The sequence below is a fragment of the Shewanella sp. SM69 genome, assembly GCF_025653985.1.
Lineage (GTDB): Bacteria > Pseudomonadota > Gammaproteobacteria > Enterobacterales > Shewanellaceae > Shewanella > Shewanella oncorhynchi.
Map to the genome: position 1 here is coordinate 40,257 of NZ_JAKKRV010000009.1, position 22,149 is coordinate 62,405.

At 46.6% G+C, this 22,149-nt stretch carries 19 protein-coding genes; 9 read left to right on the forward strand and 10 right to left on the reverse strand.

Going from position 1 to position 22,149, the window contains the following annotated elements:
• Window positions 1–139: 139 nt before the first annotated feature.
• Window positions 140–1,522: a sigma-54-dependent transcriptional regulator gene (locus L5M37_RS13300; protein ID WP_105250738.1), complete on the forward strand. Its 1,383-nt coding sequence runs from the start codon at window positions 140–142 to the stop codon at window positions 1,520–1,522.
• Window position 1,523: 1 nt separating this feature from the next.
• Window positions 1,524–3,677: a cache domain-containing protein gene (locus L5M37_RS13305; protein WP_105250737.1), complete on the forward strand. Its 2,154-nt coding sequence runs from the start codon at window positions 1,524–1,526 to the stop codon at window positions 3,675–3,677.
• 338 nt (window positions 3,678–4,015) lie between these two features.
• Here the strand turns inward: L5M37_RS13305 and L5M37_RS13310 are convergent, their stop codons facing one another.
• Together L5M37_RS13310 and L5M37_RS13315 are read right to left on the reverse strand one after the other, a co-directional pair.
• Window positions 4,016–4,474 carry a GNAT family N-acetyltransferase gene (locus tag L5M37_RS13310; RefSeq protein ID WP_173497811.1) on the reverse strand — a complete coding sequence of 153 codons (459 nt, stop codon included), beginning with the start codon at window positions 4,472–4,474 and terminating at the stop codon, window positions 4,016–4,018.
• 100 nt (window positions 4,475–4,574) lie between these two features.
• A complete protein-coding gene (locus L5M37_RS13315) occupies window positions 4,575–5,234 on the reverse strand; it encodes a 7-cyano-7-deazaguanine/7-aminomethyl-7-deazaguanine transporter (protein WP_105250735.1) in 660 nt (219 codons plus the stop codon).
• Window positions 5,235–5,439: 205 nt separating this feature from the next.
• On the opposite strand from L5M37_RS13315, the gene L5M37_RS13320 reads away from it, so the two are divergent.
• Window positions 5,440–6,180, forward strand: coding sequence for a transporter substrate-binding domain-containing protein (locus L5M37_RS13320; RefSeq protein ID WP_105250734.1), 741 nt, complete (start codon window positions 5,440–5,442; stop codon window positions 6,178–6,180).
• 21 nt (window positions 6,181–6,201) lie between these two features.
• On the opposite strand, the gene L5M37_RS13325 is transcribed toward L5M37_RS13320, so the two are convergent.
• Window positions 6,202–7,560 (reverse strand): isochorismate synthase MenF, encoded by a 1,359-nt coding sequence (locus tag L5M37_RS13325; RefSeq protein WP_263200779.1) that lies wholly within the window; start codon window positions 7,558–7,560, stop codon window positions 6,202–6,204.
• Between the two features lie 515 nt (window positions 7,561–8,075).
• Here L5M37_RS13325 and L5M37_RS13330 point away from each other — a divergent pair.
• The 3 genes from L5M37_RS13330 to L5M37_RS13340 all read left to right on the forward strand — a co-directional run bounded on the left by L5M37_RS13330 (window position 8,076) and on the right by L5M37_RS13340 (window position 11,692).
• The gene (locus L5M37_RS13330; RefSeq protein WP_263200781.1) at window positions 8,076–9,446 is read left to right on the forward strand and encodes an ATP-binding cassette domain-containing protein; all 1,371 of its coding nucleotides are present in this window, start codon (window positions 8,076–8,078) and stop codon (window positions 9,444–9,446) included.
• A 306-nt stretch (window positions 9,447–9,752) separates the two neighbouring features.
• Window positions 9,753–10,943: an HD-GYP domain-containing protein gene (locus L5M37_RS13335; protein ID WP_105250731.1), complete on the forward strand. Its 1,191-nt coding sequence runs from the start codon at window positions 9,753–9,755 to the stop codon at window positions 10,941–10,943.
• 113 nt (window positions 10,944–11,056) lie between these two features.
• Window positions 11,057–11,692: a paraquat-inducible protein A gene (locus L5M37_RS13340; protein ID WP_263185133.1), complete on the forward strand. Its 636-nt coding sequence runs from the start codon at window positions 11,057–11,059 to the stop codon at window positions 11,690–11,692.
• Window positions 11,693–11,765: 73 nt separating this feature from the next.
• Here L5M37_RS13340 and L5M37_RS13345 read toward each other — a convergent pair whose 3' ends face one another.
• The 4 genes from L5M37_RS13345 to L5M37_RS13360 are packed head-to-tail and all read right to left on the reverse strand — an operon-like array spanning window position 11,766 to window position 17,371.
• Window positions 11,766–12,071 carry a DUF3240 family protein gene (locus L5M37_RS13345; RefSeq protein WP_105250730.1) on the reverse strand — a complete coding sequence of 102 codons (306 nt, stop codon included), beginning with the start codon at window positions 12,069–12,071 and terminating at the stop codon, window positions 11,766–11,768.
• The gene (locus tag L5M37_RS13350) at window positions 12,068–15,121 is read right to left on the reverse strand and encodes an efflux RND transporter permease subunit (protein ID WP_263141338.1); all 3,054 of its coding nucleotides are present in this window, start codon (window positions 15,119–15,121) and stop codon (window positions 12,068–12,070) included. Before L5M37_RS13350 ends, L5M37_RS13345 begins: the two co-directional genes overlap by 4 nt.
• A 1-nt stretch (window position 15,122) precedes the next feature.
• Complete coding sequence (locus tag L5M37_RS13355; RefSeq protein WP_263141339.1) at window positions 15,123–16,151, reverse strand: membrane fusion-like protein; 1,029 nt, start codon at window positions 16,149–16,151, stop codon at window positions 15,123–15,125.
• Window positions 16,148–17,371 (reverse strand): metal transporter, encoded by a 1,224-nt coding sequence (locus L5M37_RS13360; RefSeq protein WP_219251444.1) that lies wholly within the window; start codon window positions 17,369–17,371, stop codon window positions 16,148–16,150. The genes L5M37_RS13355 and L5M37_RS13360 overlap by 4 nt, the downstream gene beginning before the upstream one ends.
• 145 nt (window positions 17,372–17,516) lie before the next feature.
• On the opposite strand from L5M37_RS13360, the gene L5M37_RS13365 reads away from it, so the two are divergent.
• Both L5M37_RS13365 and L5M37_RS13370 read left to right on the forward strand, forming a co-directional pair.
• Complete coding sequence (locus tag L5M37_RS13365; RefSeq protein ID WP_263141341.1) at window positions 17,517–18,062, forward strand: helix-turn-helix transcriptional regulator; 546 nt, start codon at window positions 17,517–17,519, stop codon at window positions 18,060–18,062.
• A 113-nt stretch (window positions 18,063–18,175) separates the two neighbouring features.
• Complete coding sequence (locus L5M37_RS13370; RefSeq protein WP_105253023.1) at window positions 18,176–18,322, forward strand: hypothetical protein; 147 nt, start codon at window positions 18,176–18,178, stop codon at window positions 18,320–18,322.
• A gap of 23 nt (window positions 18,323–18,345) precedes the next feature.
• Here the strand turns inward: L5M37_RS13370 and L5M37_RS13375 are convergent, their stop codons facing one another.
• Window positions 18,346–19,296 carry a YeiH family protein gene (locus tag L5M37_RS13375; RefSeq protein WP_219251443.1) on the reverse strand — a complete coding sequence of 317 codons (951 nt, stop codon included), beginning with the start codon at window positions 19,294–19,296 and terminating at the stop codon, window positions 18,346–18,348.
• 286 nt (window positions 19,297–19,582) lie between these two features.
• Window positions 19,583–20,146: a malate synthase gene (locus tag L5M37_RS13380; RefSeq protein WP_011845404.1), complete on the reverse strand. Its 564-nt coding sequence runs from the start codon at window positions 20,144–20,146 to the stop codon at window positions 19,583–19,585.
• 255 nt (window positions 20,147–20,401) lie between these two features.
• Here L5M37_RS13380 and L5M37_RS13385 point away from each other — a divergent pair, with 255 nt between their 5' ends.
• A complete protein-coding gene (locus tag L5M37_RS13385) occupies window positions 20,402–21,934 on the forward strand; it encodes a DUF3612 domain-containing protein (RefSeq protein ID WP_168826158.1) in 1,533 nt (510 codons plus the stop codon).
• On the opposite strand, the gene L5M37_RS13390 is transcribed toward L5M37_RS13385, so the two are convergent.
• On the reverse strand, window positions 21,911–22,042 hold the full coding sequence (locus L5M37_RS13390) for a hypothetical protein (RefSeq protein ID WP_263200782.1): 132 nt from the start codon (window positions 22,040–22,042) through the stop codon (window positions 21,911–21,913). The genes L5M37_RS13385 and L5M37_RS13390 overlap by 24 nt on opposite strands.
• Between the last annotated feature and the right edge of the window lie 107 nt (window positions 22,043–22,149).

The window sequence follows — 22,149 nt, forward strand, 5'->3', positions numbered from 1 at the left end:
AGCTTGATCCCAAGCTTAACAAATACTCTACAGACAAATTGTCTCAGGACAAACTTCTGATGGTTCATAGTGACCTATTCATCTATTTTCAGTGCTAGAATTGGTCGCAAATGAGTCAAAATGTCCAGAAGCAGACAATATGAGCCAGATAGATAATAACCTCAAGCCTCTTCCATCGGCAGTATCGGTACTGATTGTTGATGATGAACCCGGAATGCGGAGTTTTTTAAATAAGGCACTCTCGAAGAAATTTGCCTTAGTCGAAACGGCGGGCAGTATCGAAGATGCGGAGCAGCTGCGTAGCCGTTGCCATTTCGATTTGCTTATCGTCGACATTCGTCTGCCTGGTCGTTCGGGTATCGAATGGCATGAAGCGTTGGATGAGCAGGGGCGTCGTTCGGACATCATATTTATGACTGGCTATGCCGACATGGAAGTGGCGATTACCGCGCTACGCGCGGGTGCTTCTGACTTCATCATGAAACCTTTCCATCTCGAACAGATGATGACTGCGGTCGATCGCTGTATCGAACGTCGCTTGCTTAAACGTGAAAACTTGATGCTGCGTCGTGAGGTTTCAATCGGTTATTCATCGACCATTATTGGCAGCAGTGAAGCCATGAAGTCGGTGAAACATATCATCGAACGTGTGGCGCCGACCAATGCCGTCGTCTTGATCCAAGGTGAGTCGGGCACGGGTAAGGAATTAGTCGCACGGCAATTACATTTGCTTAGTGGACGTCAGGGACCTTTTGTCCCAGTTAACTGTGGCTCTATCGCCCCTGAACTGCTCGAAAGTGAATTGTTTGGCCATACCGCCGGTGCCTTTACGGGTGCGAAAGGCAATCGTGAAGGTTTATTCAGTTTTGCTTCTGGCGGGACGATTTTTCTCGATGAAATTGGCGAAATGCCACTGAAAATGCAAACGGCATTGCTCAGAGTATTAGAGCAAAAAGCGATTCGTCCTGTGGGCAGCGAGAAAGAAGTTAACATCGATGTGCGAGTGATCGCGGCCACTAACCGTACTCTGATTGATGAAGTGGATGCAGGGAATTTCCGTCGAGACTTATATTATCGGCTGAATGTGCTCGATATTTTAATCCCGCCATTACGTGATAGACCCGAAGATGTCGTGGAGTTAACCCATCATTTCACTCGCCAACTTGCCGCTGAATTAGGGGTAAGAGAAGTCGTGTGGAGCCATGAAGATATGGTGAAACTACAGCAACACGAGTGGCCTGGTAACATTCGTGAACTGCGCAACATGATTGAGCGTTGTATTTTGCTGGGTAAACCGCCTGCGGAATATTGGAAGCAACAGCTGAAGAGTGAGTCTTTATCCACATCGGGTTATCCATTGGATTGGCCATTGAAAGACGTGGAAAAACACCATGTGACCAGTGTTGTGGACTTACATTCTGGCAATAAGTCTGCCGCGGCGAGGGATTTAGGCGTATCGCGTAAGACCTTAGATCGCAAGTATAAAGAGTGGTTTGATTTTAGTGGCGAACAGGAGTCATAGAGTGTCATTCTTCACTCACTTTTTTGGTGTCAGTTGGCAGCAAATGCAGGCCAAGGTGCGCTATCGCATATTAATCCTGACATTACTGCCTATTTTGCTGACACTGGTGAGTTTAGTGTTTATCACAATTTACTGGAACATCAGTTATACAGGTAAGCAGCTGTTTATGAAGGTTAAAGCTGACTTATCTGTTGCCGAAAACACTTTGCAGCAAGTGCAAGTACGCCAAGAAAAACAACTTGAACGTGTGGTGACGTCTTGGACCTTTCAAAATGACTTTAGGCCACTTTTCAGTGGTAAAGAATTAAGTGGCGAAGTCAGCTACCGAGCCAGTATTGATGCTTTTCTTCTTGAACAGAAAAAACAGCTAAATCTCGATTATCTGCGTTTAGTCAGTGTTGCCGAAGCGGCCGCAGACCCCGATTTACGCCAAATCCTTCCTAAGTTAGACGGTTTATTACCTTACTCCGGCTTGATGGTGCTGCCGCCCGAGCGTTTAGCACGTATCGATCCCGAATTGGCTATCACTGCGAGCATTCCGATAGTTGCAACCTTGCGGGCGCAGAGCCCCGTTAAAACCGTTGAAGAACGTGGTTTATTGAGCCGTAGCCTATTGCCCGTCCCTGATATGGAAGGCAAAGTGGCTTGGTATCTCGATGGTGGGATCTTGTTTAATCGCGATACTCGAATTGTCGACCACATTCGTGATCTGGTATACGACAAAGGCACCTTGCCCGAGCGTTCCATTGGTACTGTGACCATCTTCTTAGATAACATCCGTATTTCCACCAACGTGCCGCTGCATTTTTATCCCACAGGTAATGAGACGCTGGGCCGCGCGCTTGGCAGTTTAGTATCGGAGGAGGTGAAAGACAAAGTGTTAACTCAAGGCGAGCAGTGGGTCGATCGCGCTTTCGTATTTAACGATTGGTTTATTTCCGCTTATGCCCCCTTGGAAGATGTTCGCGGCCAACGTGTCGGTATGATCTATACCGGCTTTTCTGAATCGCCATTTATCCATAATTATTTACTCAATATCATAGAGCTAGGCACGATTCTAATGTTAGTGCTGTTGGTCTCTGGCCTGCTGGTTTATCGCGGTGCTTATAGTTTATTGCAGCCAATTGAACGTATTCACCATGTTGTACAAGCTGTGCAGTCGGGGCGCAATATTCGTATCGGTGCCTTAGGATTAGATCGGGATAACGAGTTATCGAACTTAGCCGAGCAGTTTGACAGTATGCTTGACTTGCTACAGCGTCGAAATGCCCAAATTCAAGCGGCGGCAGAACAGCTTGAAATGAAGGTTGAAGAGCGTACTCGTAGCCTGCAGGATAAAACCTTAGAGCTGCAACGTAACGTGGCATTACTAAACGAAACGCGTCAACAGCTCGTCACTAACGAGAAGCTCACTGCTCTTGGCGAATTGACCGCAGGTATCGCCCATGAAATCAATAATCCGACTGCCGTAATCCTCGGCAATATGGAGTTACTGCGCTACGAGCTTGGCGACAATGCAGAAGTAGTGAAAGAAGAAATTGATCTAGTCATTCAACAGGTTGGGCGGATCAGCACTATCATCCGTAGCCTGTTGCAATACAGCCGACCTGGCGAATTCAACGCACCACTAGAAATGCATCCGATGACTCCTATTATCGAAGAAATGTTGGTGTTGGTGCGACATTCGATTCAAAAACAAGAAGTCGTGCTGATCACTGAGTTAAACGCCAGTTGTCCAGTACAGGTTAATCGTCCGCAGTTGCTGCAAGTCTTGATTAATCTTGTAGTGAATGCGGCGCATGCGATGGACGGTAAAGGACGTATTTGGGTGCGAACCTATGACTGGGTGCAGCAGGATATGCCGATTGGCGTCAAAATCGAAGTGGAAGATGAAGGCTCAGGGATAGCGCCAGAGCAGCTGGGACGGATTTTCGACCCTTTTTATACCACACGTAAGGATGGCACTGGTTTAGGTCTTTCGCTCAGTTACGGCATTATCAAGCGGATTGGTGGCACGATAGAAGTGAGTTCAACTTTGGGTAAAGGGTCTTTATTTACCATAGGTTTGTATCATGAAGCGAAGGAAGATCAGCAAAATAATCCCTACGATGGCTTACACTTTGCGGGCAACTACAGCGATATGTCTGCAGATTAGTCTTATCCCGTTAGATAGGCAGTGTATTGTATTTGGCTGATTAGGTTTGAATTAAAATATGTCGAGCGATTGCTAGCTTTGTATTATGTGGCTTTGCATTACTGATTTTTAGGCAAAAAAAAGCCGGATGATGAGTCCGGCCACAAAGAGTGTGTGTGAGCAATGTCGTGCTTGCAAACTCAGGAGCTCCATAACAACGTCGATTACCAGTCATCGTTGTTAAAGATGAGTTTTGGAACGCACGTTAACGATAATCATTCTCAATTGTGTTTGCAAGCTATTTATTGCAAAAAGTGCACATCTTTACAAATATCGTTTTGCTCTCATCCATTAACGGTTTAGATCGACTTGCACAGATACAGTTTATGATCGACTAAGCTTTTAGGATCGGCTGTCAGTTCAGTAATTAAATATTGATTACTGATCAATAAATTAAGCATCGCAGGGAAGCGGTTCAGCGTCTTCACTTGAATATGATTATATCCTTGGCGGCGCGCCCAAGTTTCTTGATATTCGAGTAGACTCTGCGCTAAGCCTAAACGTCTAAAGTCGGATGCAACGCCACCTAACCAGCTATAAAATATGGCTTCTTCTTGCTCGTAACCCAGTTTAAACCCTGCCAATTCACCTTCTACATATGCGACTAAGATCAAACATGTCTTGCCCTGTAAGCGCTGGTCCAACACTTCGTTTGTGAGTGGGTGATCGAGCTCAGGGATTTGTTGGCTAAGTTCGATAAGCTGAGCGGCTAACTCGGGAGTCAAACTTGACTCTGCTTTAATTTCAATAGAATACATAGTTTACTCTCATAAAAAATCAGCCCCACTCGCGCGTTAACAGGAGCAGGGCTGAGCTATTAACTGGTTAAATTATAACAGGTCTGGCCAGTTGGGTTAATTAGGAAATTGATTCTTGCGGATTGGCTCGCAAAATCTTGTCCTGTAAGACTTTTAGCAAAACACCGTATGCCGGTAGGAAAAGGCCTAAGCTCACGATTAGCTTAAAGCCGTAATCGACTGTAGCGATTTCGGGCCAATTGGCTGCCATAAAGCTATCGGAAGAGGCGTAAAAGGCGATACTGAAAAAGACTAAAGTATCGACCAGATTTCCAACTAAGGTGGAGGCTGCTGGGGCGACCCACCAAGAGCGACTGGCTCGAATACGGGCAAAAACCTTAATATCCATCAACTGACCAATCAAATAAGCCGCGAAGCTGGCAAAGGCAATTCGGAACACAAAGGTATTCCACTGTGCAAGTGAATCAGCACCTTGAAAGCTGCCTTGATGGAACATCACTCCCATCACGTAGGAAATCATCAAAGCGGGAATCATAGCTTTGAGTATGATGCTGCGTGCGGCTTGTTGGCCAAAAATACGGACAGTGAGATCTGTGGCTAAGTACACGAACGGAAAGCTGAATGCCCCCCAAGTTGTGTGGTAGCCAAACAGTTGAAATGGCAATTGTACTAAGTAGTTGCTGACGCAAATAATCAGTATGTGAAATCCTACTAATAGGAATAAAGCGCGGCGAAGCTGCGCTGTGGTTAACATTAACATATGTGGCCTTTTTAGTTGTGTAGGGCGGGGTGAGGGAACCCGCTAATATTCAATTTATTATGTTTACGACTTTATTGCCGGTGACAGCGTGCTGAAATCGGGTCGCCATTATAGTGGTCGAGTTTTAAGATGCAAGTCTGCTGTTTAAATGTGCACATAGAATGAAAACTCTTCTACACTTTGAATACGTCGAAGGAGGATAGCCATGAGACGATTTTTTGCTACTTTTTGCTTATTTTTAGCTGTGTTACCTGTGTCAGTTTCCGCCGCTCAGCCGATAGTGGTCGATGTAGCAACGTCAACTTGGGAGGGATTTGCCAATCGTGATAAAACGGGTTACTACTTCGAGTTACTTCAGCGGATTTTCCCTGAGCCAGAATGGCAACTCAATGTGCAGTTTATGCCTTTTGCCCGCAGTTTATATCTTGTTGAGCACAATCGTACCGATATCACGCTCAGCGTTTACAAGGGTGATATTAAAAAGGGGCTATTAACAGAGAATATGGTTGAAGTGGACTCTATCGATGTGGCTGTTACTGCTGAGGTGGCGGCAGGATGGACTGGTATTGAAAGCCTATCCCACAAGAAGGTTCAGGCCATGCTGGCCTACAGATACAATATGCTGACACCTGTGCCTATGTATTACGAAGAAAGTAGCGATATGTTGACTATGCTCAATAGCTTAAATGCTGGACGTATAGATGCCGTGCTAGATTACAAACCTAATTTACTTACGTTTGTTCCTAAATTAAAGGCGCCACAAAATTTTGTGATTATTCAAGGTGTACTCAAGGCCGAAACCTATTTTGTTTTCGCTAACACCGAGAAAGGCCAGATGTTGAAACAACATTTTGACCTTGCACATAAGCGCTTAATCGATTCGGGTGAACAGGACAGGCTTTACCTTGAAACGATTGAAAAACGAAGGGCTGACGGCGCTGAATAGTCTTAATGTTTACTAGGCTTATTACATTTCGAATAAAATCGACATTATGGTTGCGAGTTTATTTTCAAGCTCTTGCCACTCAGCTTCGGGCTCAGAACCTGCAATAATTCCCGCACCCGCAAATAGGTTAATCCGACCGGGTTCGATCAGCGCACTGCGGATCGCTACCGAAAACTCACTCTCATATTTATTGAAATAGCCGCAGGCACCGGCGTACCAACCACGAATATAACCTTCACGTTGACGAATAAAGTTTAGCGCTGAATATCGCGGCAAGCCGCCAACTGCAGGAGTAGGATGCAGGGCTTGCAACAGTTGGAAATCATTCACGCTCGGCTTCAATTCGGCTCGAATTGCACGGTGTAAATGTTGAATATGGTTCAGTTTAAAAATAGTCGCTAATTCATCGGCGCCAACATAATTGCTCAGCGGCGTGAGCATATTCACTATGTGGCTACGAACAAGTTGGTTTTCAACGCTATTTTTGTTGTCTTCTAATAAAGCGTTCGCCAGCGCAATATCTTCTTCTTGATTGAGACCGCGTACCGTTGTACCAGCAAGTGCCTCGGTAAATAGCTCCTGCTGACGGCGGCGGAATAAACGCTCTGGTGAGCAAGAGATAAAAGTGCGATCTGGGCTAAATTGAAAGCCAAACTGGAAACTATTGGGATTACGGCCCTGCCAGCAAGCCAGTACCATCCAAGGATCGATAGGTTCGTTGACTTCAAGTTGTGTTAAGCGGGATAACACGACTTTTGGGGTATCTTGATTGAACTTAGGATCCACCACTTGCTCGACTAATGTCTTCCAACGTTCAAAATCAGGTTTGTCACTGCGCCCAAGTGGAACGATCTTTTTAGGTGGCGAGAGTGGCTTAGCTGGCATGACGGCTTCGATAGCGCCGATGGCCTTATCTATCTCGCTATGGTGATCATTATCAGCAAAATTAAGATTCACTAATAGGCTAAATTTGTTACCACTGCGTCTAAATTCAATGCGCGGCAGGATAAAGCGGCTATTACCGAACTCAGGCCAAGACTCTATAGTGCGATCGAAGGCAACACCGCCATAGTAGCGAATATTCTGATTCGTCGATAAGGCTCGCTGCTCTTGGTAGGCCATGGCCAGTTGCTGATCATTGATTCCGGTTTCAAATCTAAAGTCTTTGCACGCCCCTATCGCCGCGACTTCTTCGATTCTGTCGCGCCCATGCCAGTAGATCCTTGGGTAATGAGCCTGGGATGCCAGCCATGAAATTAAAGGCATAGCGACAGTGTTTAGTGACAACTGCACTATCGGTTCCGTCGGTGGAACTTGCTTTAATTGAATGAGTTTGTCGATGAGAGACTTAAGGTCTTCAGACAGGGCATGAACGGGCAAATAGAACTCCAAAGATAACGGATGAAGGCGAAAGCTGAAGGTCACTCTGTCAGCGTCAGTAAATTCGACTCAGGTTAATGTCCTCTTTTACAAGCCATTTACCTGTAGTGATTTTAGTCTGTAAATAAGAATCTTTCGCTCAAATTAAAGGCCACGGTCGAGTGTGTCAAGATGTAAGGCCCTATCGTGTGACTTTCGCCATAGTCTCATTTTACGCTGATAAAAAATGTGACTTGAGTGGGTCTTTTTGTCGGGCAAGTCACCCTCGGTGGACATTTTGTCTCTTAGTCGCTAAATGTACTTTCCCTTTGTCGTAATTAGTCGATCTAGGTTGGTTTTTAAACGTTTTTCGGTTGAGACAGAATAATCGCGGTCCACAATAGCTGGCACATCTTAAATTTTCTACGTGACAAGTTAGATGTCTATTAACGTATGACTCGCCGTGGGAATGAAAAGACGACTAGGGTGAAGCCTTGTCATAGGCTGTTCGTTAGATCTTTATAGGCAGATATAGCATGAAACTCTTAGATCTCGAAGGCGTTAGCTTCAACTATGGCAGCCAGTTACCGACGGTATTACAGGAAATTAACTTGGCGATTGGCACTGGCCAATGCCATTGCGTGAGCGGTCCTACGGGCTCAGGAAAATCGAGTCTGCTAAATCTACTGGCGGGCGTGTTAAATCGCCCGCATGAAGGTGACATCTGGCGTTATCCTCAATTGGTTACGGGTCTGGTAATGCAAGACCCACAAACTCAGTTACTAAGGCAAACCGTTGGTGCCGAGGTGGCTTTCGCCTTAGAAAACCTCGGTATTCCCGCTGAGCAAATGCTACCTAAAGTGCAATTAGCACTACGGCGCGTGGGCTTGTATCTGCGCCTCGATACCCAAGTCAGCACGCTTTCCCTCGGTCAAAAATATCGCTTAATGATCGCCGCCCAGTTAGTGTCAGAGCCGCATTTACTGCTGCTCGATGAACCTTGGGCACAACTCGATGATCACGGTGTGAGTGAGCTGCTGGTCGTGCTTCGCAATCTTATCCAAGATGGTATGGCGCTAGTATTGGTTGAGCATAACGCCTCGGCATTCGCCGAGATTATTCAGCATTATTGGCAGTTAGAGGCAGGCAAGTTGTCCGAAGGCATCTATACAGTGAGCGATGCGCCGCAAATTGAAGCGCCTGCGTGGCGACATCAAGCTAAATTTGAGCATTTAGGCAAAGTCTTGGTCAGTGCCGAAGCCTTTGATTTTGGGTTCGATGCTTGTCCCACGTTATTTGCGTGTCCACAAGGATTCCAATTGCAAGCGGGGGAGATAGTGACCTTAGTGGGCGACAACGGCTCTGGTAAAACGAGTCTATTGAAAACTATAGCGGGCGTGCACAGTTTAAGGCAGCGTCTTCCCCTTAAAGTGCTAGGGCGAAGACCTAAATTGGGGATTTATGGCGCGGAATTGGGACTGTTGATGCAAAGGCCGAGTCGACAATTATTCGAGTCTAACGTGCTAGCCGAAATGCAGTTTAGCCTTAGGCGCTTTGAACTCCCCAAAGAGCGAGCGGTGCAAATGTTGGACGAGTTGGATTTATTTAGCTTAGCCCATCTGTCGCCCCACAAATTATCTTACGGCCAACAGCACTTGATTGCCTTAGCGTCACTCGCCTGCCTACGCCCTAAGGTGCTGCTTTTGGACGATCCATTGGCGGGGATGGATAAGCATTACTTCGGCAAAGTGTGGTACTTGCTAAAGCGGTTAAGCTCCCAAGGTTGCGCTATTTTGCTCAGTACTCACAGAAGCATTGAACACAGTGCAGTGTCACGGCAACTGAGTTTACGTAATGGTTTATTGGTGGAAGAGTCAACTGAAATGGCTGAGCGTTATGTGGGGTAGTTGTGAGCTTTTCGCGCGTGAGGGTCGTTGGTTTTGAATGCCTAGCCCTTAGGCATTTGTTGAAATAATGAGAGATTGAAATGGGCCTAATCTACGCCTTAAGCTCTGATTTCATCGTATCTTGTTTAGGACCCTTTATTTACCAAGAAAGTCTATGGTGATTTTCTAATCCTCGTCTTAGAATGCCCCTCACGTCTGTTCTATAATAATCAAAAATAACAACAGAACATTTGAGCGTAAGTCGCTTTAATGTCGTATGGTTAAGTTGATATTTTATTCAGGCACATCATCCTTGGGGTTGTAGATATGAGTGAGTCGGCAGAATCAGTTGAACTTATCAAATTACCAGTGTCACAGCTGACATTGGGTATGTTTGTCAGTGCCATAGACAAAAATGATAAAGGTCAACTTGCTATTGCAAATGCAGGACAAATTAAACACAAGGATGCGATTTTAAAGTTAGCTAAAAGCGGTATTAAATTTGTTTGGGTAGACGCTGATCGTTCGGCTGAACATTGTGGGTTAAAGAAAAAAATCACTAACGATAATCAAACCGACAATAAAAAAGCGCTCATTAGCCGAGATAAGCAACAAGCTCAAGCTAAAGTCATGCTTACCGAAGCGAAAGACCTCATTCGTAAAGTCTTATCTGAGACCTTCGAAGGTAAAGCCATCGAAGTTGCCCCCTTCGAAGCGTTGGCCGATACCATGATAGAGTCAGTGATGTTGGATGCTGATGCGCTTAAATGTATGTCTGCACTCCGTTCAAAAGATGCCTATCTACTTGAACATTCAGTGAATGTTGCCTTTCTGCTGGTGACCTTTGGTAAATACTTAAAGCTAGATCGTGTCATGCTACGGGAAATGGCGGTCGGCGGGATTTTGCACGATATTGGCAAGATTAAAGTCGACAATAAAGTGCTGCATAAGCCGGGCAAACTGACGCCGGAAGAGTTCGAGCATATGAAGCTGCATCAAGTGTATGCGCTTGAAATTATGAACGAAACTACTGGTCTTTCGCAGATCAGTAAAGATATCTGCTTGATGCACCACGAAAAATTAGATGGCAGAGGTTATCCAAGGGGGTTGAAGGGTGATGAAATCCCCCGCCATGGCCGTATGAGTTGTATCGTTGATATCTTCGATGCTTTGACAGCGACGCGATGTTATAAAGAGGCTATGAGCCCTGCCGCGGCCTTTAAAATTTTACTCAGTCTGACGCCATTCCATTTGGATCAAGAATTGGTCTATGAGTTTATTCGTTGTATTGGTGTTTACCCTGTGGGTTCCTTAGTTGAATTGTCGGATGGTCGTGTTGGTATTGTTTGGGCCTCGAAAGATAGGGATGCGCTACATCCAATCGTAAAGTGTTTTTATTCTTTAAAAGTAAAACGTTACACTGATGTCGCTATGGTGGATTTATTAAAATCTGAACTTTATATTGAACGCGGTGTGTCACCGAGTACATTAGATATCGATCCGACTCCTTTCTATTAATCTTCAAATCCTACCTTAAATGCCGGTCATCTGAGTCGATGGCTGGTGTGAATGATTGCAGAGCCTGCGCTAAAAACCGTAAACTGAAAGTATTTCTCTGGTCGAGCAATGCTATGAACAGTGCTATGAAATCACTATTTCCTATTTTTATCATTATCTTATCCTTGGCTTTGTTAATCCCTGGGGTGACTCAACCTATTTTGAGTATCAGCGGCAGTATCGATAAGGCCAAGCTGGCGGAACAAGGCATAGAGCAAGTTGCCCAAAGATTTGATGAGGACTCTGGGCGTGACAGTGCCCGCGGTATGTTAAGCATGGTCAGTGGCTTGCTTGGGTTTAATAGTCTTAAAGGTGAAGTCCAAGTGCTGCAGAAGACTCGTAGTATTTGGGGAACAGTGACCGAGCTTTATCACTCTGGTAATGGACTCGTCGCGGGATTAGTCATGTTATTCAGCGTGGTGGTGCCTGCCTTGAAGTTGAGTTTAATGCTGGCACAGCAATGTGTTAGCTCGATTGGCCTGAAACTGAGGATTAATGCCGTCGTCAATGCACTCGCTAAGTGGTCGATGGCCGATGTGTTTGTGGTGGCGCTGATCATCACCTTTATGGCGGGGAACGCCTCAGGTGGCATGGGGGAAATGTTAAAAACACAGGCGCAATTTGAAAACGGTTTTTATTTCTTTACCGCTTACTGCACTTTATCGATTCTGAGTGGTTTTTTAGTGCGTCGTCCAACGCCAATTCTTTAGCTATTTTAAAGGCATACTGACTTTAGTGACAAAGTGAGTATGCCTTGCTTAGTGAGATCAACATCAATCTAGATTAAGACAGAGTACCATTTTGATAGATGGGCATAATCCAATAGCGACAGGGATTATGTTTGCAGACCAAAGCTAGCGCCGCGAGCAGCGCGGCTTGTTGTGCAACGGGGTGCATGATTTCGAATTTGCAAAACTCCCGATAACCTTCCACTTGTTCCTTGATATTAAAATGGCTGTGTTCACGGCTAAAACCACAAATATTCCCTAGGCTAAAACCCGATAGAAACTCTAACTCTATCAAGGTATCGACTATGTCGTCCTTAATATCATTTTGGGCGATCAGTACTAACAGTTGTTCTGTGCTCATTTACGTTTCTCCAGCCAAAAATACAGAATTGGCAGTAAATACAGTGTGGTAATGGTTGAAGTGAGCAGACCGCCAATCACCACAATCGCTAAAGGTTTTTGAATTTCAGCCCCAGGACCTGAGGCAAACACTAGCGGCATAAGACCAAACATGGCCGTTGTCGCCGTCATCAAAATGGGGCGTAAACGCCGCGCCGCACCTTGTTCTACCCGTTCGCGCAGATTACTGAACATGTGCTTGGTTTGTTCGTAATAGCTGACCATTACCACGCCATTGAGCACAGCTACGCCGAGCAGGGCGATAAAGCCAACTGAGGCGGGCACGGACAAATACTCCCCCGATAAATACAGGCTAACTATGCCGCCCATCATAGCGAAGGGAACGTTGGCGAGGATTAAGCCCGCTTTGGCCAGTGAGCCAAATGTGGTGAATAAAATCAAAGTGATCAGTGCGATAGCAATGGGGATCACTAACAGTAAATTGCTGGTGGCTCGCTGCTGGTTTTCAAACTCGCCACCAAAACTCACGCTATAACCGCTCGGGAGTTTGATTTCCTTTGCGATTTTAGCGTTGAGCTCTTCTACAAAACTCACAATATCGCGACCCTGCACGTTGGTGGTGATCACTGAAAAGCGATTCCCTTGCTCACGCTCGATAAGGATGGGGCCTTGCTTATAGCTTAAGGTGGCGACATCACTCAGGCGTTTTAAGGAGTGATCTGGCATCACCAGTAACTGATTTTTAAGCTCATTAATGCTGCTTAAGTGGCTCTGATTATTAGCCATCAGTACGGGTGTGCGCTTCTTACCTTGCAGCACTTCGGTTACTATCACGCCTTCGAGTTGGCTTTTCAGGTAGCGAGCAAACTCCATGGTGCTCATGCCAAAGCTACGGGCGAGCTCGTTATCTAAGGTGAGGTTGATAAAAGGACTGCCTTCGATCATCGCCATTTTCACATCGACGCTGCCGCTGGTGGCATTAACGAGCTGTTGGATCTGGCTCGTGAGCTGGCCTAAGGTGTCGATATCATTACCAAAGACCTTAATCGCCACGTCGCCAATACTACCAGTGAGCATTTCGGACACGCGCATTTGTATCGGTTGAGTGAAGTTAAAATTAACGCCGGGATAGTCCAATAACACAGTGCGGATCGCATCGATAAGCGCTTCTTTATTGGCAAAGCGCCATTCGCTGCGGGGCAGAAGTTCTAAGAATACATCGGTTTCATTGAGCCCCATGGGATCTAAGCCGATTTCATCCGCGCCAGTACGCGCCACCATTTGTTTGATTTCAGGAACTTTAGCCAGCAAGGTTTGCTGAATTTGCTTGTCGATGGCAATCGAAGCTTCGAGTGAAATCGACGGGGATTTCTCCAGCTGCAGGATAATGTCGCCTTCATCTAAGGTCGGCATAAAGGTTTTTCCCACTAACCCGAACAAGCCTAAGCTGACGATAAGCAAGCTAAAGGCGATCACCATAAAGCGTTTTTGATGGCTAAACGTGCTCTTGAGGCTGGCCAGATAAAGCTGTTTAAGCTTTTCAATCGCCTTAGGTTCCTTGGCGGCTTTTTCGTTGACGAGATAAGAAGCGATAACCGGAATAACGGTTAACGACAACACCAGCGCCGACAGCATGGCAAACACGATAGTGACCGCAACTGGGGTAAAGAGTTTGCCTTCGAGCCCGCTCAAGGTCAGTAAGGGCGAGAACACTATCATGACGATCACAGTGCCCGACACTACGGGAATGGCAACGTCCTTGGTCGCGCGAAAAATCAAATGCAGCCGCGGTAATCTCTGCTTAGTAGCGATAAGATTCACCATGTTTTCGACTACGACCACAGATGAATCCACTAACATGCCGATGGCGATAACTAGTCCGCCTAGGCTCATTAAGTTCGCAGAAAGATTGAAGTAATCCATCATCAAAAACGTCATCAACGCGGCAAGAGGCAGCGAGAGTGACACGACCAATGCGGCGCGCACGTTACCTAAAAATAGCGCCAGCAAGATGATCACCAACACTACGGCTTCGAATAAGGCATTGGAGATAGTATCAATCGCGGTATTGATCAGATTCGCGCGGTCGTAAAAGGTGTTGATCTGGCTGCCTTCTGGCAAGGTTAGGCTGATTTGATCGAGTTTCTCTTTAATGTTTTTGACTACTTGTGCGGTATTGGCGTCTTTCAGGGCGATGATTAAGGCTTCGGCGGTTTCATTGCCGTCTTTCGTGACTGCGCCATAGCGGGCTAAGTGGCCAATTTGAATATCGGCTAAATCCTGCAGTCGATACACTCTGGCATCATCGGCCTTGATCACCAATTGTTTGAGTTCGTCGATATCATCGATGCGACCTTCGGCGCGTACTATGATGGTATCTGTACCAATCGTGAGCTTGCCCGCACCTTCGTTGTGATTATTCTCAACTATCGCCTGTTGCAGCGCCGCAAAACTTACGCCCGCGGCCGCCATAGCCGCAGGTTTGGGGGTCACACTAAAGCTTTTGGCATAGCCACCGAGGATATTCACATCGGCGACACCTGCAACGGTTCGCAGTAGCGGACGGATTTCCCATTCGAGCAACTGCCGTCTTTCCATCAGCGAAAGATTGGGATTTTCGAGTGAAAACATAAAGATTTCGCTGAGCGGCGTACTCATAGGCGCTACGCCGCCCGTCACACCTTCAGGAAAACTGTCCCACACGGCGGCGATGCGTTCGCTCACCTGCTGGCGCGCCCAATAGATATCTGTGCCTTCGTCAAAATCGAGGGTGATATCGCTGATGGCGTATTTAGTGGTTGAGCGCAGAATCGATTGATGGGGAATACCTAGCAGTTCGGTTTCAATCGGCACGGTAATTTGCGCTTCGATTTCCTCCGGCGTCATGCCGGGTGCCTTGAGGATAATCTTCACTTGGGTGGGCGAAATATCGGGAAAGGCATCCAAAGGAATGGAAAACCAGGCTCGCGCTCCCGCTAACATGATGATCAGCGCCACAATCAGCACAAATAAGCGCTGCGTAAGCGAAAAGCGGATGACTGAGGTCAGCATCTTATTCGCCTCCTAGGCCAAGCATTATGCCTTTGACTGCAGCAACCGACTGGGATAACACTTGGATTTGGCTGAGTTCTTGATCGCTTTCAACGATATATTGCTCTGGGGTTGAACCGAGAATATCGATCGTAATCGAGGTGAGCGTGTCTGCGGTTTTAGTGAAGACTTGGCTGTCTTGCTCCCAACTGAATACGCTATTTTTAGGCAATAAATACACCGCCTTTTGATACTCGGGTATCACAGTGATCTGTTGTCCTAACAGTAAGTTACATTCCTGCGGCAAGGGTGATGACCAAGCGGTCACAAAGGCACCTTCGGCGATGGCCGACACGGACTCAATGGCGATATGGCACTGATTGATATTCACCGCCGAAAGTGAGTGCGACTGACTCATTGGCACACTGACCTTGACGCGAATGCTGTCGCTGGGCACCAGTGAGAATAGCTGTGAACCCGCCATATAAGGCCCATTCACTTGGTTGAGTTTAACGATCCCCGCCACTGGCGTGCCTACCACTAGGGAGTCTGTGGTGGCATCTGTGCTTTTGACTATCTCCATAAAATGCTGCATGTGCTCGTATTCGAGGTGAGTGCTGAAGTAGTCTTGGCTGATCTCGCGCCATTTTTCGGCGCTGATACTGCCATTGTTTAATAAGGGTTTATTGCGCTCATAACGGCTCTTTGCCAGTTGATATAAGCTGCCAGCAGCTTCGACTTGTGTGAGGTAGTGGAACACTTCTGGCCCAGTCAGTTTAACTATTGCTTGGCCTTTAGTGACGAGCTGGCCTTGGCCGACGAGGAAGCTGATCTGCTGGATATTCTCCGGCGTGCTGATCCAATAATCGTTACCGGGGAGGATTTCAACCTGCGCGGGCAACGGGCTGCCCTCATAACTGGCGACTTTCTGTGGTTGTACGTAGCTCAGGTCTAAATTACCGAGGGAGCTTATCGTTAAGGATTCAGCCTGCACTAAAGTGGCAACACTGGCGGATAAACAGAAAAGGCATGCGCCGTACTTGGCCATCATAATGAGATTCCTAAGGCTTGCAGTTGTTGGGAGTGCAGTTGTTGCTGCGCGACTTGGTTCAGTGCTAAGCGGGATTCGGTATCGAGGGCATCCATATAGCGGCGCAGCCAGACTTCGTAGCTAACTTGGTTTTGGTCTTTGACCTTGGCCAGCTCTTCAGTGATGGTGCGGCTAAGGTGTAAGGCTTGGGTTAGCAATGTTTGTTTGTCGAGTAAGTTTTGTTGCTGTTGCTCTAGCTTTTTAAGCTGAGTTTTTAGCTCGATATAGGTACGGTCGAGGTTGAGCGTGTGCTCGGTATTGGCTTGTTGCCATTGGGATAATTCGGTTTGTGATAGGGCAGAACCTAAGGTCAGTGGTACAGAAACGGCGATGCCAAGTTGTTGATCATCGACTTGATTATCGGCGGTATTTTTGGCCGTGAGTGAGACAGCCCAAGGATCGTTATTCCCTGCTTGCTGACTCTGGATGATCAACAGCTGTTGCTGCTTCTGCAGGCTCAATAGTTGCCATAATGGATGCTGCGCGAGCATGTCATTGGGTTGGTTGTTGGCAGAAAGTGGCCGCGCGGTTTCGGCTATGTTCTGCGGTATTTGCTCTTGTCCGGTGAGTTGTTGATAGAGGGCACGCGCCTCGGCCTGTTGCTGATTAAGATCGACCCGCTCCAGTGCAATATCCACCAGTTCGCGTTCTAACAAGAGTATGTGGGCAATCGGCAGTTCGCCCGCATCTGTGAGTTGCTTTTGCTGACTATGAAGCTTGTCGAGTAATTGGCTCTTGCGATCTAATTGGGCCAGTTTCACTGCAGCAAGACGATGTTCCCACAGGCTTTGTCGCAATAATCCCGATAAATACAGGCCTTGCAGCGCGGCTTGTTGCACCTGAATGCCTTGGGTGAGTTGTTTAATTTGCTTATCGCTGCTGTGCAAAGCAGGGGATTTTATTGGCAAATTGAGTGAGAGTTCCTGCTCGTAGCTGTTACCATTATCTAGGCTACCTAAGTGACTCAAGCTAATGCTCGGCAGGCCATTGAGCCAAGATGAACTGCTTAAGCTTATTTGTGATTGCGGTAACTGACCGCCTGATTGAGATAGAGAATGTAATCTTGCTTGGCTGGTGGTGAGTGCTTGAGATAGCTCGGAATGCGCGGCGTGGCACAGGAAACTGCTGCTGACTAAGGTCGCCAACAGACATAACTTGATACAAGACGTACTGACAGACATAGGACGATTCTATGGTAATAAAGTGTGCTGTTAGTGTAGGGATTGGTGGGCGAAAGTCGTGGGGGACATGTATCATAAAACCGTCTATGGTACATATGTCCCATAAATTAATGGGTTGATTTTGCTTTTATTTAGGAGTTTTTCGATGAAGGATCTTGTCATTATTGGTCTGTTGGCCTTGATCATATGCTTTAAGCTTTTTGACATCACTTCCGACATTCAATTGGGCATTCCCCAATGGCATATTGCCCAGGAAGCCATGTTATTAGTGCTCACTGTGATTGGTGCCATGTACTTAAGTTATGACCTTATGCGTCGCTCCCGCGAAGTGAAAGCGTTGGCTAAACGGTTGGAGCATGCGGATAAAAAAATCGACAATATGTCGACGCAAATGCGCTCTGCCAGACAAGAATACAGCCAAGCGGTGTCGCAGCAATTCGAGACTTGGGGCTTTACTAAGAGTGAGCAGCAAGTGGCATTTTTACTGCTTAAGGGTTTAAGTTTTAAAGAAATTGCTGAAGTGCGCCAGACTAAAGAAAAAACCGTCAGACAACAGGCATCGACCATTTACGGTAAAGCGGCAGTCGATGGACGCCATACTTTTTGTGCTTGGTTTATGGAAGATTTTATTCAAGAACATAATCAAGATCTTGCTGCGAATGAAGCGGCATCAAGCCCTAAGGCGGCTTAATCAACGCAGGATTGGCTTAGCTGTTATAGCTATTTGTTATTGAAAATCGATATTTGCTGAGTTTTTAGTTCTAAACAATAATGAGCATCCCCTAAGTTTGCAGGAAGATGCAATTGAAAAACTGGCTGATTATCGTGTTTTGCCTGATTGCCTTGGTCGCTTCGACGCAAACCACAGGACTCGTGCGCTCACTTATCGAATTCTCCGCCTTTGTTGGCGTCCTCTACTGGGCTTGGCGAATGAAGCCGACAGCAGAGTAGATTGGCTTTGAGTTAAATCTTAGCTATTGAAAATAAAGAATATACACTAAAGACGTGATACCAATCGCTGCCCACAGCATCACCCCAAGCAACAAAGGTTTGGGGCCACTCGCCCGCATCTTCTGCACTGTAATTCCTGCACCAATCAAAAACAAACACAGGACTAATGCCCGTTTCGACACCATAAATAAGGTGTCATAAACAGCGTGGAATTGTGGCAACCAATGGGCCACGGCAATGGCTAAACAATAAAAACCGATAAAATACGGCAGGTTAAGCTTGCGCTTATTGCCACCAAACAACATAGCGCTGACCAATGCGATCGGGATAATCCACAGGGCGCGGGCGAGTTTTATGGTAGTTGCGGTTTTTAAGGCTTCATCGCCGTAGGCTGAAGCCGCGCCAACAACCGATGAAGTATCGTGGATGGCGATGGCACTCCACACGCCAAAATCGTATTGGCTCATATTGAGCAAGTGGCCGAGTGCAGGGAATAAAAATAGCGCGACTGAATTGAGCACAAATACGCAGGCTAATGCAGTGGCGGTTTGATCGTTACGCGCATTGATGGCCGGAGCGACTGCGGCAATGGCACTGCCACCGCAAATAGCGGTACCAGAGGCGATTAAGTGGCCCGTGACATGATCAAATTTCAGGGCGCGGGTGAGCACAAACCCTAAGCTGAGGGTGAAAAAGATTGAGCCAACAATCAGGCCGAAGTTGTGGGTGCTCGCCTCGATCGCCGCGTTTAAGTTAATCCCAAACCCTAAGCCAATGATCGAATAAGACAGGAGTTTTTTGGTAAGTGCAGCGATATTCCATTGCACTGGCACCCAACCAAGGCTGGCTAAGGTAAAACCGAGCACTAGCGCCATGGGCGATGAGATAAAAGGCGCGAGGCATAACAAACCCGCACAGATGAAAACGATGCGATGAGTCTTATTATCTTGCTGTGATGTCGATGAAGAATTCATAACGCCTTAGGCTCGAGCGATTCGGTTTATCGTTCCAACCACAGATCTTCACATTAAGCGACGGATACAAAATGGCGATCAATTGGATTGATCATGGAGACAGATGCAAGAGGGCATTATAGCTGTGTGTATGAGCCTCAATAAAATCAATTAAACTTATCTAATCAGTCAGTTTTATTGACTCTCAGAGGATTGTGCAAAGCAGGAGGGTAAATTGAAGAAGATGAATTGAGCTCAGTTCATCTTCTTGGCTAGATAATAAATGGCGAGGTTACAAAGCGTGAAATTATAAATTTACGATACTTTTCAAGTTGTAATCGCTGCCATCCTTTGCGGTAAACAACTTATCTTGGGTGTCGTTGGCGCTGGACATACCCGCATGTAATAGGCTGAGCCAATGGCGCGATGCGGCAGAACGTGACTCTGGTGTTCCGACTACCATGTTTAATGACGTTCCGATTTGGATATCTTCCAGATTGGCAACGTCTCTCGCACCTATCATGCCACTGCGGTCGAAACTGAGTTCAACGTGGCAACCTAGGTCCTGTAACACTATGGCGCAAGGCGCATCTTTAGTGCCGTTAAAGGCCACAAACTGTTTTGGCTGACGTAAACCACTGTGGCTGCCGTCGGCAAAAAAGGCTAACAGGTGTTGGTAGTAAACCACATAGCTGCTCACATCTTGGTGTGAACCAGAGTTAAGTGGAAAGAGGCGGTCGAGGAATTGTTTCGCATTAGCGATCTTCTCGTGCTCGGCGACATTCACTTGGGCCACGGCTAGCACTTCTTCTGCGATGAGGCTGTTTAGATTCGGTTGGATCTGGTTGCTCTTGATAATTGACATATTCATCGCTTGTTCCTCTCACTCTTTCAATTTAAAAAATTCAGGGTTTTGATTTAACTTTTGGCTTATCAAAGTTTGTCTTCAATTTGGTTTGTCCGCTTTGAGTGCTTAGCCACTTTAAAGTAGGAGTGGTTAAACATTTCTTGTACTGGAATGGCTTAGCTTGTTCGCATTAGCCTTTCCTTGATTGCTTGATTTGTAGTCTAGTCTTTTTTTGACTACAATTTCACAATAAAAATTTTACACTGTGAATTTTACAAAATGCGCAATGACCAGAGCTTGATGAGAAAATCACATTTCCTAGGCACAAAAATACGTAACCTACGGAAACGTAATAATTTAACTATGGAAGATTTGTCGGCACGATGCATTCGAGTCGACGCCGGAAGTGCGCCCTCTGTGTCATATTTGTCGATGATCGAACGTGGCAAGCGTGTGCCGAGTGCCGGAATGCTGGCAGTCATCGCCGCGGTTTTTCAAAAAGACGCCGAATGGTTCTTAGACGATGTGCCCGAAGAAAACGCCATTACGCCAGACAAGGGCCGACGTGGCGGCATAAGCGGTATGGCACTTGAACCCAGCTTTTTGTTTTCCAATGATATTTTACAAATAGCGATACCTGAGATGCTGTCGCAGACAGGGATCTCTGGTCGGCAGTTTGCCCATTTATTGATCCGCGCCCATCAAGAACACCATCAAAATCATTTCCCCGATCTTGAACGTGCCGCCGAAGAAGTCGGCCTCAAACGTATGCCCTTATCTCTGGACGATATGCTGGATATTGCTAAGGGAATGGGATTAAAAATCAAGTGGATAGACAGTACGCCACAGGAAGTTATCGATGAAATGGGCGTGAGTTCGCGTCAGTTGGTCACCTCATTTATTGAGCCTCCGAGCACGATTTATGTAAATAAAATCCTCAAAAATCGCCCCAACAGACTCAAATATGATTTAGCCGTGCACATAGGTCATTGCGTGTTGCACAACAAGGACGGTCTCAAGAGTGTGATGATCTCAGGTCGCAAATTAGAAGTGGATGAAGAGGCGGGTATGCAGTCCAATACCTTGAATGCGCAGGATATCTTGCATGCGTGGCGCGATTTTGAATCGAGCTTCTTCGCCGGTGCGCTGCTGTGCCCTAAAGTGCCTTATCGCCAATTACTCGACCGCCACGGCTATGAGATTGAGGTACACAAGCAACTGCAAGTGTCAGCCTCAGTCGCCATGCGGCGCATGACAGTGGTATCTCCTTATCCTCATTGGCATTATTTCGACGCTTACGCACCGGGCAAACTCAAAGCCGTTTATCGTGGTAACGGTATTCCACTGCCTTGGGGCAATATGCGGTTAGTGGAAGACCCTTGTCAGCATTGGGCCGTCTTTAGGATGATCAGTGAGCCGACGGTCGGTACTTCGGCACAGATTTCGATTTTAAACGTCGGCAACGAACCCCGCATTTACTGCTGTGAGTCGATTAAGGTCGAAGATTCTGCGGGCAACCCGCATGTGCTCTGCGCCGGTATTGATTTAAATCCAGCCATTGAAGCCCAAGGTAAAGATGCCCTGTCTATCGCCCACGACCTGAAAGATGCCTGTGTCGCCAGCGGCGGTTCAGTCACTATTCCAAAACACATTAAAAGTGATCTGGTCAGCGTCGCAAAAATCCTCAATATCAACTGGATAGAGCGCGGGATCAAAAACGACGCCCGCCTTATTTGCTCTCGCGGCGCCGTATGCCCACGTCAACCCAGTTGCTATCAAGCAGGTAAGTCACAGTGCGATGGTACTGAATAAAGTATCGCAGATGGGATTGATGTTAAGCACTCTCACTTCAGTGACTCGCCATAAACTCGTCCCTGAGGGCTCGATGGCGGCATCCATGCCGCCAACGGTCACTGCCATGAGAGTGCTTAATTTAGTTGATCGCTTAACACTGTTGATGTTTCTTAAGGTTAAGTTTTAGCTTTGAAATTTCCATTTATTGTCTTTTGTTAACTATGGAGTTATTA